General features: G+C 43.0%; 9 protein-coding genes and 2 pseudogenes. 2 read left to right on the top strand and 9 right to left on the bottom strand.

Annotated elements, in window-relative coordinates; genetic code table 11:
- Positions 1 to 16: 16 nt before the first annotated feature.
- Together L3C95_RS32935 and L3C95_RS32930 are read right to left on the bottom strand one after the other, a co-directional pair.
- Entirely contained in the window at positions 17 to 1477 is a 1461-nt protein-coding gene (locus L3C95_RS32935; RefSeq protein WP_236394916.1) for a RagB/SusD family nutrient uptake outer membrane protein, read from the bottom strand.
- Between the two features lie 39 nt (positions 1478 to 1516).
- Positions 1517 to 4633: a SusC/RagA family TonB-linked outer membrane protein gene (locus L3C95_RS32930; protein ID WP_236394915.1), complete on the bottom strand. Its 3117-nt coding sequence runs from the start codon at positions 4631 to 4633 to the stop codon at positions 1517 to 1519.
- 682 nt (positions 4634 to 5315) lie between these two features.
- On the opposite strand from L3C95_RS32930, the gene L3C95_RS32925 reads away from it, so the two are divergent.
- Both L3C95_RS32925 and L3C95_RS32920 read left to right on the top strand, forming a co-directional pair.
- Positions 5316 to 6239: an alpha/beta fold hydrolase gene (locus tag L3C95_RS32925; RefSeq protein WP_236394914.1), complete on the top strand. Its 924-nt coding sequence runs from the start codon at positions 5316 to 5318 to the stop codon at positions 6237 to 6239.
- A 321-nt stretch (positions 6240 to 6560) separates the two neighbouring features.
- On the top strand, positions 6561 to 7100 hold the full coding sequence (locus tag L3C95_RS32920; protein ID WP_236394913.1) for a hypothetical protein: 540 nt from the start codon (positions 6561 to 6563) through the stop codon (positions 7098 to 7100).
- A gap of 610 nt (positions 7101 to 7710) precedes the next feature.
- On the opposite strand, the gene L3C95_RS32915 is transcribed toward L3C95_RS32920, so the two are convergent.
- The 7 genes and pseudogenes from L3C95_RS32915 to L3C95_RS32885 form a co-directional block, all read right to left on the bottom strand.
- Positions 7711 to 8184 (bottom strand): hypothetical protein, encoded by a 474-nt coding sequence (locus L3C95_RS32915; protein ID WP_236394912.1) that lies wholly within the window; start codon positions 8182 to 8184, stop codon positions 7711 to 7713.
- A gap of 2 nt (positions 8185 to 8186) precedes the next feature.
- A complete protein-coding gene (locus L3C95_RS32910; protein ID WP_236394911.1) occupies positions 8187 to 8606 on the bottom strand; it encodes a hypothetical protein in 420 nt (139 codons plus the stop codon).
- 6 nt (positions 8607 to 8612) lie between these two features.
- Positions 8613 to 9158, bottom strand: a pseudogene (locus tag L3C95_RS32905) (RHS repeat-associated core domain-containing protein); the annotation flags it as partial.
- A gap of 718 nt (positions 9159 to 9876) precedes the next feature.
- Positions 9877 to 10290 carry a hypothetical protein gene (locus tag L3C95_RS32900; RefSeq protein ID WP_236394909.1) on the bottom strand — a complete coding sequence of 138 codons (414 nt, stop codon included), beginning with the start codon at positions 10288 to 10290 and terminating at the stop codon, positions 9877 to 9879.
- 33 nt (positions 10291 to 10323) lie between these two features.
- Positions 10324 to 10572 carry a hypothetical protein gene (locus L3C95_RS32895; protein ID WP_236394908.1) on the bottom strand — a complete coding sequence of 83 codons (249 nt, stop codon included), beginning with the start codon at positions 10570 to 10572 and terminating at the stop codon, positions 10324 to 10326.
- A 506-nt stretch (positions 10573 to 11078) separates the two neighbouring features.
- A complete protein-coding gene (locus L3C95_RS32890; RefSeq protein ID WP_236394906.1) occupies positions 11079 to 11519 on the bottom strand; it encodes a hypothetical protein in 441 nt (146 codons plus the stop codon).
- Positions 11520 to 11532: 13 nt separating this feature from the next.
- A pseudogene (locus L3C95_RS32885) lies at positions 11533 to 12456 on the bottom strand (RHS repeat-associated core domain-containing protein); the annotation flags it as partial.
- Positions 12457 to 12566: the final 110 nt, after the last annotated feature.

Here is a 12566-nt window from a genome sequence, read left to right as displayed (position 1 = left end):
TTTTATGATGATGTGATTACCAGCCCGGATTGTTCGTCAGTTCCCCGTTGATGTCGATTTCCGCCTGTGGAATGGGGAACAGGGTATCTTTCAGTGCAGCACCTGTTTTTGCAGGTATTTTCTTTAGCGCGTCATAGAGATAACTTCCCCCCCTTCTTGAGAGGTCAAACCAACGCATACCTTCCTGTATGAACTCCTTTCTTCTCTCCAGGAATACGGAATCGCGGAAATCGGCCTGGTCCAATCCGGTAGTAAGTCCGGCTACATTCGCGCGAGCTCTTACCTCATTAATAGCGTGATAGGCATCCGCAGTAGGGCCGTTATTCAATTCATTCAACACCTCTGCTTTCAGCAACAAAATATCTGCATACCTGATCACAGGAAAATTAATACCGCTCTGTGCCTGGTTGTTCAGCGGCGTGAGCGAATAGTCTATGAACTTTGCAAAACGGGCAGGGCTGAAGGTGACATAGTTTCCAGTAGCCGCATTGTAGATGCGGGTCAGGAAGGTAACCTCCCTGCGGGTATCTGTGGCAGCAAATAGTTGGAACAGAGTACTATCGGCAGGAATATCCCCCGGATAAACGGCTGTGTTAAAAGAGGAAAAATTGCCGCTGCTCAGTGATTGGGTGCTGTTCTTAGCACCAAGATTCGTCCCGAACTGCACAGAGAAAATATGTTCTTTCCCATTCTTCGTTTTTTGCTGAAAAGCATCCAGGTAGTTCTCAAACAAGGCATATCCATATCCCCCGTTGATCACTTCATTGATCTCGGCCAGGGCTTTACTCCATTCCCTGCGGGTTACATATACCTTTGCCAGCAATGCATGGGCAGCACCACTGGTAGCACGCCCGATATTTCCACCTGTATACGTTTTGGGCAATAGTGTGGCCTCGGTCAGATCAGCAATGATCTGCGCATACACACTATCTTTGGGCGCACGTTTTACCTTTTGTGCTTTCACATCAATGGAAGAAGGATCATGTAGTATGAGCGGTGCATCTCCCCAGAAACGCACGATATTGAAGTACAGCAAACCCCGTATGAACTTAGCCTCCCTTACCAGGCGAGCCCGCGCAGTCGTATCAAAATTGATGGACGGTATATTGTCAATCGCAATGTTTGCCCGGCTGATAGCAAAATAGTGCTGCTGCCAGTTCTTCCTGATCCTGTCATTGGCGGCTACATAAGTAGCTGTACCTAATGCGCGCACGTCGGTGTTGGTATTCGACGGACTAAACACCTGATCGTCACTGCCATTCCCTGTTAGCAGGTTCAGGTTCCTGCCATACATGGGAAAGTCGCCCGCGGCATCTGTATTCAGCGCACTATACACGGCAGATACTGCTGCAATAGCGTCTGCCTGTGTTTTATAAAATTGTGACGCTGTGATGAGAGAGGATGGAGATTCATCTAATTTATTGCAGGACGTCACCAACGCTCCGGCAACCAATAGTATCGTATATAATCTTGTCATTGTATTAAATATTAAAAGGAGTGTGGCCAGATGTATTTATCAGAATGTCACACTTAAACCCGCGAGAAAACCTTTTGAGGCCGGATAAGCGCCATAGTCAATTCCCTGTTTCGTGTTATCATTATCGTAAAAGTTCACTTCCGGGTCCAGACCTGAATAGTTCGTCCATGTCAGGATATTTTGTGCAGTCACGTAGAGCCGCAATTGCTTCGCGTGAATCTTTTCCAATAGTCCTCCGGGAAGACTATAGCCCAGGGACAGATTCTTCAGCCTTACAAAAGACCCGTTTTCAACGTAACGGTCTGTTACCTGTGCAACCGGTGCATTGGTTGCCCGGGCCACCTTGCCATCCGGGTTAGTGTCGCTATATCTGTCCAGCAATACAGCAGAAGCATTCAGCGACAGTGTAGGTATTTCGAGTTTCTGCTGGAGGAAGTTGAATATTTTGTTGCCATAACTACCCTGGAAAACGAACGACAGGTCAAAGGCCTTATAATTCAGGGTATTGGTGAAACCAAAGGTCAGCTTAGGCTGGGCGCTGCCCAGGCTGTGTTTGTCGGCCGTTGTAATCATGCCATCACCATTAGTGTCCACATACTTCGTATCCCCTACCTGTTGCGAAACCCCGGTCAGTACAGGAATACCTTTCTGAACGTCTTCTTTTGTGATCAGGCCATTGGTATTATAGCCCCAGAATGTGCCCACCGGTAATCCTACATTTACTATCACGGGAGAAACGTATCCTGTAGGCGCCAGCGGGAAATAATAGTCTGTACCATCACCCAGGTTGAGGATCTTATTCCTGTTGGCGGCAAGCACCAGGGTAGATTTCCAGTTAAGGTCTTTTCCTTTGATATTGTCTGACGTGATGCTTAGTTCCAGTCCTTTGTTTTCTACACTTCCAACATTCTGTAACACACTGGAGTAACCAGTATACAATGGGAATGGTACATTCAGCAACAGGTCTGTCGTCTTCTTATAATAGGCATCAAATGATACGTTCACACGTTTGTTGATCAACCCGAAGTCGATACCAACATTATATTGCGTAGTCGTTTCCCACTTCAGGTCCGGGTTGGCGATCTGCACAGGCGCAATACCGGTTACCAATGCTCCATTGAAATAATAGTTCGATGGCGCCAATGCGGCCAATGAACTATATGGCGGCACTTCCGAATTGCCCGTTCTACCGGCAGACAAACGTAACTTCAGATCACTGACGGTATTTGACCATCGCTCCGCAAAGACTTCTTTGCCTGCGTTCCAGGAAAAGCCGACAGAAGGGAAATATCCCCAGCGGTTATTTGCGCCTAATCTTGAAGAGCCATCCGCACGTAACGACAGTGTGAAATTGTACTTATGCTGATAAGAATAATTCACCCTGGCCAGGTAAGAGTTCAGAGAAGATTCATGTCCGTCAGAAACAGACAACACAGGCGTACTGGCGTAGTTCAGGTTATTGAATGAAGTAAGGTCATTAGGAAACTTCTGCGCACTGGCTACGGCAGATTCATCCTTCTGATGCTGCATGGTATAACCTGCCAGTACGTTCAGAAAATGTTCTTCGCCAAAAGCATGGTCGTAGGTCAGCGTGTTCTCATTGATCCATGTAGTAGCACTCAGATCACCCACCGAAGCATAACCTCCCGCAGCATAACCGGTAGCAGTACCTCCTGGTGAACCCGCATAACTGGGCGAATAATAGTTCTGTTTTGTATTGATCAGGTCTGCCCCACCGGTTACTTTCAGGGTAAGTTCTTTCAGCAGTTTATATTCTAGCGAAGTGTTGGCGAGTATCCTTCTCAGGTAGGTTTTATTGATCGTAGACTGAAAATCCTGGATCGGGTTGGTCGGATTCGCCGAGTAGGGACTGCTCGTATTATAGCTGCCATCTTCATTCCAGATCTTTGCCACCGGTGATACCTGCAGTAAATTAGCAAAGGCAGTGCTTTGGAAATTAAGACTGTTGTAGGCGTTACCGTATAACTTATCTTCTATCGACTGACTACCAAAGATGTTGGTAGCGATCTTCAGTCTGTCTGTTACCGTACGTTCATAATTCACCCGACCTGAGTAACGTTTAAAGCCGGTATTAATGATAATTCCCCCCTGATCAAAGTAGTTGGCAGAAATAAGGTATCTGGACTTCTCGTCCCCTCCCGAAAAGGACAGTTCGTGATTCTGTAACGCCTTTTTACGAAGGGCAGCGTCCTGCCAGTCGGAGCCTTCACCAAGCGCGGCAAGATCGGCTTCAGTGTATGTTTTAGCGCTGCCGGTGCTCACATTTATATCATTTACCAGCTCCCCCCACTGCCGTGCATTCAGCAGGTCCAGTTTCTTCCTTACCTGCTGGGTACCAACGTATGTATTGTAGCTCACTTCGTCATGTCCCCGGCGACCTCTTTTCGTGGTGATAATGATCACACCGTTCGCTCCGCGGGAACCATAGATGGCAGTCGCAGAAGCATCTTTCAGCACCTCTATAGAAGCGATATCGCTCGGGTTGATAGTTGATAGTGCATTGACGCCGGTACCGTTAGAAGCACCTGTATTTGCGTAATCGTTGTTATTGTAGACGATGAATCCATCTATTACATATAAAGGAGCATTACCGAAGCTGATGGAGTTACCGCCACGCACACGGATGGTAGCAGTACTTCCTGGTTGTCCGGAGCTCTGTGTGACGGCAACACCCGGTACACTTCCCTGCAGGAGGTTATCAAATGCGGCAGCAGGTTGCGCCAGTAAGACCTTGGAAACACTGGCCACAGAACCTGTGATATCACTTTTACGTTGTGTACCATAACCTACCACAACGACTTCATTCAACTGACTTTCATTCTCCTGTAACAGGATCTTTAGTGGAGAACCATCAGCGTGAATCTCCTGTTTTTTATACCCTATAAAAACGGCTTCAATAATGTATGGTAGCTTTTGCCCCGTTTTGAACTGGAAGTTCCCCTTCGCATCAGTCAACACCTGGTTGGTAGTGCCTTTAATTCTGACCAGCGCACCAATGACGGGGGTAGATGTTTTACTATCTAGTACAGTACCGGTGAGTGTAGAATTAATTACAGGATCGGAGGTAGATTGAGCATATAATGTTACAGGTGCTATCCCTGATAACCAGGAAATAAGCAAGAGAACTTTTTTCATTAAATTTGTGATTAGTGATTAGACAATACGATACCGCCCCGCGATCATTCGCAGAGTAGTACGTCCAGAGATTTGTTTAGTCAGACCGGCACTGTTCCCGCAGTGCCGGTCAACTTTTTATACCATTACAGGCACACAATAAGGTGCACCCCGATTATTTACCATACATAACATTGTTCGACAACCTATTTTTAGTTATAAAAATATCGCTTCCCTTGCGCAGGGAATATGATCACTGATGTGAGTTGGGTGGAAATTCGGGCGAAAATATGGCCAGGATTAGCGTTTTGTTGTACTTCAGCAACAACAACAGCAGCAATCAGTCTTACTGTTGCAGATGTGTATTGTTTGATATTTGGTTGATCCCTTTTGTGTCATTTGGAAATATATTACAGGGAAGTACGCTATTTGTCGATTCAAAAATAGAAAGTAATTATTAGTCCACCAAATTAATGTACTAATAAATTTATGTTTTCCTTCCCTCCTGCTTATATAAGTAAGCGTCTTTTGCGCCATGCCTCATGTTAACATATTCGGGGCTACATATGACCTGTTGGCGGTTAAAATGGTCCACTTAACGTACTTGTTTATTGTCATCCGGGCACTGTGTGTATAGTTTTGCTCCCGTCAATCATGACAAACGTTAAAACTTAAACCGGAAACTAACAAAACAAGTATTGCTATGAAACGTCTTATTTTATTTGCCGCACTGGCGCTGAGCATTGCATCCTGTAAGAAAGATGATGCGCCAGACAATGGCCAGGAAACGACTATTGATTATCATCAGACAGCCACCACACAGTTCGTCACATCAGGCGATACGAAATATGCTTACCGCGTGCTGGGAGACAAACAGGGCATTCCTCTGGTGATGCTGTCGCCTTTAGGTGGCGCAATGGATGACTGGGACCCGGCGATTACCAACGGCCTTGCGCAAAAATACAAGGTGATCATATTTGATAACGCGGGTGTGGGATCTTCTACCGGTACAACGCCTGCTACTATTGCAGACATGGCAAAGGGCGCCGTGACGTTTATAAAAGCACTGGGATACGAGAAGGTGAACATTATGGGATTTTCCATGGGCGGCTTTGTTACGCAGCAGATCGCGCTCACCGAGCCAGCGCTGTTGAACAAGATCGTGCTCACCGGGACTGGTCCTAAGGGTAGCGAAGGCCTTTCCAACCTGCCGAATATAGTGGCAGCAACTGCCAATCTGAGTCCGTTAGATGCGTTCCTTTACTTCGGATTTACCGCATCTGCTGAAAGTAGGGCCGCTGGTAAACTATCTTTCGAAAGAAGGCTGAAACGTACCGTTAACCGCGACTCAGTACTAAGTGCTGCAAGCAATGCTGCCCAGTTTACAGCTGTTCTGGCCTGGGCGCAACCTTATCCAAATGCATTGAAAGAGCTGGAAGCTATCACACAGCCGGTGTTGCATATTCAGGGCCAGAAGGATCTGCCTGTTCCTGCGGTTAATGCAGTTAATATGTCCCAGCACATTCCTAACGATCGTTTGGTGCTTTATCCGGATGCTGGTCATGCAGCGTTCTTCCAATATCCTGAGCAGTTTGTGCAGGAGGTGAGTGAGTTTCTGGGTGAATAGTGTTGTTGTTTTTTTTGACAGGAACAGCATAGATCGGAGGGTCTATGCTGTTTTTATATTATGCCTTGCCACGCCAGCCGGCGTTTCTTCCAGTTATAATTACTCCCTTCTCCGGTTCGGGAAGTACGCTATCGGCTGGCGATAGGCTTATTAAAAGGCCTCCAAAAGGGTAATAAAAGGACATCAAAAGGGTATTTATATATCCTTTCGATATTGAAGTGACCTTTAGTTATTATTTTAAAGTCAAGTATGATAGTTTATCCGTACCTTAGAGAAGCGAAACAGTAACCTTGTAATTTATAACCTCAAAAAAACCTTTTTATGGCCATTGTTAAAGACAATATCCTCCTGCAATTTGTACGGGGTACCCTCGGCAAACAACTCACGATCTATGAACGGAATGGGCAGATCATTATGGCAACGAAACGCGGCCCTTCAAGGAAAAAGCCTACCCAAAAGCAGTTAGAAGCAAGGGAGAGGATGACCATTGCTTCGGCACGAGCGCAGCGAATGATGGCCGATCCGGAGGTGAAAGCCTACTATGCGTCACTGGCAGGGCCAGGACAAAATGCCTATAATATGGCAGTCAAGGATGCTTACCGCAGTCCTGAGATCCAAAGTATCAGATTAGAAAAGGAGGAAGTGGTAGTGACTGCGAAAAATGAGTTCCGCGTAGCAGAAGTAGAGGTAAAGGTAGTAGACGCTGACGGTGTTGTTACTGAGAGCGGGCGGGCAGTTTTAGGCTGGAACGGCGTTGATTGGCATTATAAAGCAACAGCGCTGCCTGCAGGCGGTAAAGTCATTGTGGAAGCGGAGAATTTGCCAGGGAGGTATACGGTGAAGGAATTGCTGCTTACATAAGAAAAGGTCTTTCACTGTTTGCGAATGGCTTCCTGCTGATTGGGGAGTTTCATATCTGGAATATTCTCCCATTTGCCAGCCAGTGAGCATTATTTTGACATGTGTTGTCCTCTCGTTAAAAGCGGGTAGGCGTAGCTTTGTCCCAGGAGTTCAACTTGATCCCTTTTTCCGGAAATGGTAAGGATATAAAGGCAATAAAATGCCTAAGCTGTTCTTCTCGCATTTGATAGTAGTTGGTCTGCTTACTATCACCAGGTGTTCGTTAAAAATTGTAGACAGCGCGCAAACAGGTATAGACCTACTACTTATATTCAGCGTCCAGGCTAACCAACACTTGTTTGGACGCGGGTTCGATTCCAGCCGACTCCACAAAGGATAGATATTGGCCTGCTGCCTTCTAGCAGTTGATTACCGTATGGAAGAGTAGGTTCGATACACAAGTTTAAAGGGTTTAATGTTAAAGTTTGATAACTTAAATCAACTCAACTGTCAGATTAAATCACCACTTCTTCACTCCTGGACGCTTTCCTCGCTAAGTCTAAACTACAAGCAATACTTAAATAAAAATGCCCGGTGCTCACCGGGCATTTTTATTTAAGTATTACCTTTATTATTTCCGACACAATGATTCTATTTTATTTTTTATTGCATCTTTCTCTTTGCTTGTCAACAATCTACTCCCGAGATCTAAGGTATCTTCTTCCTGAAGAAATTTAGTTGAATCAAATTCCAGCCCCATCTGCATAAATAAACAAGAGTTTAAATACAGCTCATATACAGAACTTACGTTTTTTCTATACGTAACGCGATAATGGCCAGACTTATTTGTCCAAAACGAATCTGTAGGATCCAAACAACCATAATAAAACCCCGCCTCAGAGCCAATTGTAGCTGCATCTCCAAAAAAGTTAAAATCGTCCTTTTGGTCATTCTGCAATCCCAATATCAACCTTCGAAAATAGGCAGAATCACGATGCTTCCACGCATAGTATGAAGTATCTTCTCCTACCGACAATTCTGGCTTTACGTGTTGAACACAAGATGAGAAAACAAGTAATAATGATATAGAGATGTAAAGCTTCATTTTCATTTCTTTTTTTGTGTGGGAGTTTTACCTCCGGTAGGACTTGTTTTTTTTATTCCACTATGATTATCAAAGTTTTTAAAATCCCAGGTAAACCCGCGATATATTGACTGTTTTTTTGCTGTGTACTGCGGATCTTTTAAATAATATCTTCGTGTTTCCTCTGCCGGGACAGGTTTACCATTGGATAGATTTCCTTGAATACTGATGTAATAATCTGGTTTGCCATCACCACCTCCCAGCCATGCCCAATCCTCACCAGTTTCGTAAACAGTCTGACTATGGTAATGCCCGAGGAGATCACCAGCAGTATATTTAATCCCAACCAAATCTCCAGGTTCCAATTTCAAGAAGTCTTTTGGTTCGGTTAAGTTTCTATTATTAAATAAATCCGCAGCCCCATATCGATTATGGTTAGCCAACGCATCTTATAGCCCATACCAATCTCCCTCTTTAAGAGCATTAAATGTCTTTTTGTTATCACTACCTATGGTATAATAACCATATTGACCGTTTTTGTTAGGAGAATTACCGATGGTAGGATCAGTATCTTCCCTCTTATAGTCCTGAAAATAAACCGGTAATCTATTCTCATACGCAAAGGATACCAAAGTATAAATAGATAAATTGGCACAATCAAAGGGATTCCCTTCTTGTGATTCGAGGATTTTAGGAGCCATGATAGTCCAAGCCTGCTTATAAGTCATTCCTTTCGTGTAATCATCACCTAACTTATCAATCAGTCGCTTATCAGTAATCATATCTCCCCACTTATGTTTTGTCTTCCACTCTTCTCCATCCAGATCAATGCCATCAATTGGCCTATTACTTGCGAACTGGTACGGCGTCAACTCTGGGTACTTAGACGTCAACGGATCTACTGACAAAAATTTCCCTACTCTTGGATCATAGATTTTCATCCCATAATCTTGCTGATTCCCCTCACCCTTTACCTCATTGTCATTCTCCTTCCCGTTAAACCCATGTCGATAACCTCCTGCGCACTTTCACTCCGACAGGCACACTACTCTGCACACTATTTTATTCATAGAACTAGTCCTAAAATCTATTTTTTTATCTGTTCTTCTTTCAGCTGAAAAAAAAATAATCCAGACCTCTATTAGCCTGGATTATTGAATTTCTAGTACTCTTTCAAGATAGACCTATTATTAGTAGGCCATCTCTTCCACAAGTCACCGTCCGGTCTTTTTCTAACGGTTATGCAAACGGTTGTACGAACTTCGTAGCCAGTGACGACAATATCCCCAGCAATTAAACTAACGAACTAGTGAAACACCAAATGGTCAATCATAGCAATTATATTAACCACGCTCACTTTATTCAAATTTTTTTTCCTAATAAGGAATGCTCAAAAATCAACCCTACGCCAAGCAAGACATTGATTGCGACGCAAATTAATAGATATACCTTTTCCAAATCATAATTGATTGATAATTGCTTTTTAATTCTTTCAGAAAAAACAAGAAGAAGATAATATCCAACATTAACTGCACATATATGTACAATTATATTAGGTAAAAGAAAGAAAAGATTGACATATCTTTTGGTATACCGCATCAATACTACAAGTAACACGAGCACAAGTATGCCTGTAGACATCACTATAAAAGTGAATACCATTGCCTTATTCAAGTAATTCTTAACCATATAACATCAGTATAATAAATTAAATTAGTTGTTTCCGAAACGCTCTCCCAGAGGAGCAAAAGCGCCAGGATCAGGCACAAGATTCTTTGTCACTTTTAAAGCAGGCAACCCTTTGCCCCAAGGTTGCCCAAATCGAAAATCAGTTGTAGGAGTATGAAGAAATCCTCTAATTATTGCTTGTTGATCAGCTTTAGGATCTAATCCATCTCCGAATATTATCGAATGGGCATGGGCCGCACTAAGAGACGATTCTAGTGAAAACCCTAATGTTCGCATTCCATATCCCCAGATAAATTGGCCCGCATCATTTACATTATAACCAATTGAAACGTCATCAAATAAAAAGAAACCGCCACGTTGATCAAATTGAATTACGTCTCCATCTCCAAACCCTCCTAAACCTTTGAGCCGCAATGTATAATTCCAATTAAAATCCATTCTACCGCTATTTGATTCTGATCGAGCAAAATTCTATCTGCTCCACCAAGACATCTCATGAACTGAGGATCGCCTCATTATCCAGGCCAAATTTTCATCATGAACAAATGTTATTCCTTCATCTCCTGGCTTAAGATTATCAAGCTGTCCTTTATCTATTGATAAATCATTAAAAGAAAATTCACGATCTGTAACCCACCGATTGTCTTTTCTCTTGGCATCTTTCTCAAATGCTCCGATAGCACCAATTGAGCCTTTTCTATCCAAATCCAATTTTTGCACAAATAAACCATTACGATCAAATCTATATGTAGTGTCTCCCAGCGGATCAATAACTGATAACGGAATATTAGCGAAAGTTGCATACCTGCTTTCCCAAACTTTGGGCCGCATATCTGTATTCCATCTCCTACCTATCCTAGAGTCATACTCCCAGAACTGAGCCGTGTAATTGCTTTCGCCTACTTCTGTCGACTTCTCTTGTCCATTAAACCCATAGCGATAACCACCCGCATTTTAAGCTACTTGGGATATTAATATGCTTAGAATGAGCCCTGGTTAACATCACCATCAAAAGCTTTTCGCATTGGTCTAAATCATAGCATAGACTCGTTCATGAGGTATAATTAGTATGCCAATCATTGACAATTCAAATAGCAATAGATAATGGCTTCTCAATTCAACGATTTGATTTAAATAGACGTCACGTCTAAGCCTAAGCTGTTTTGCACAAAGACTAAATCTGAACCATCTCATTTAAGTATTCCGACTTCTCACGAAACAAATACTCAATTTGCTAGACTTATTATCCTCACCAATTCATAACATCCTACATCCCTTTTTGCAACTATTTCCACATCCGAAGTCAATTTCTTTCTCAATTTATCATCTCTTACAAACATTAAAAAAAACTGTTTCGAAGCTATCCCTTGTTCTACTTGAGAAAAAAAGATAACAGTGCTATCTCTTTCAAAAGCTACATATTCGATAGAGTGGTCATTGAACAATTTCGCAGCACCTTTGCAAAGTACTTTTCGCTCCAAGTCATCGGCACCAAAAGTTATATATTGCTCTCGATTTGTAGAGGAAAAGAATAATGAATAATTAGTCAATAAGCAATCTCTTACCTGGGAATAGGCATTTTTATCTTCCGTATACCTAAAATCGTGCTTTGATCTACAAGAGAAAAAAAACAGAGAAAAATAACTAATAATAAATATTTTCTTCATTTCTTCATTAAGGTTAATGCATTGTTGCTCCTTTACGTGTATCCCCTCTTTCTAAACTTGAAGGCGCAGCAGGAAAATTATTTAAATTGTAAGGCTTTGATGTATGATTTTGCGGGATATAGTTTCCCGTTTTCAACAATATTTCCTTCTCCTTTTCCGAATACCGCACGGGAATCTTAGAATATGTGACAATTCCCGTACGAGGCATTATCGCCATTACTTTTATGTATTCGTCTTTTGTCTCCGGTATCCTTTTTCTTTCCGCATGATCTTTGAATGGAATTTGCTTCCAGTTAGGAGCATCTTCAGGCGCCGTAGCCTCAGCATTTTCTAAATTTTTCGCAACGGATTCAATCAAATCAGAGCCTGACTTAAATCTTGGAGGCGAATATGGTATTCCCTCTCCGTGGATTTGGTAGAGTGTTAGATTTTCGGCTTCAGATGCAAACTGATTAGTGGGCAGGTCTTCGTAAGAGAAATAGCTTGCGTCAGCTCCATCCCCGAAAACATTACCCTGCAAAAACTTACTCCCACTTGCCGGTTCCAATGCATCCATACTAGCTTTACCATACTTTAAAGTAGCAAAATAGTGCTGCAAATCTATCCAGCCTTTATCTTTTGTATATATGTATCTGACAGCATTTTCTTTGTGTTGAATATAATCCAGGATTCCTGCAACGGTCTGATTTTTAAGTGCGGCCCATTGCTTAGTAGCTTCTTCGACCGTACCTGCCTGATTTCTATCGGGCTCTTGACCATTTTTATCTATTAACCAGACAACCGAATTAGCAGCAAAAGTGTAACTGCTTAAATCCGGATATTTTGCAGAAATCGGATCCACGCTCAAAAACCTCCCAACTCTCGGATCATACACCCGCATCCCATAATCCTGCTGATTACCCTCTCCTTTGATTTCATTGTCATTCTCCTTCCCATTAAACCCATAACGATAGTCCCCTGCGCACTTTCACTCCGACAGCCAACCCGCCCTGCACGCTTTTTTACTCAAAGAACTGGCCCTAAGATATAGTTTTTTCTTTCATCTGT

The organism is Chitinophaga filiformis (assembly GCF_021646545.1).
Taxonomy (GTDB): Bacteria; Bacteroidota; Bacteroidia; order Chitinophagales; family Chitinophagaceae; genus Chitinophaga; species Chitinophaga filiformis_A.
The sequence above is the reverse complement of the archived record's forward strand: the minus strand, read 5'-3'. Positions and strand labels throughout refer to the sequence as shown.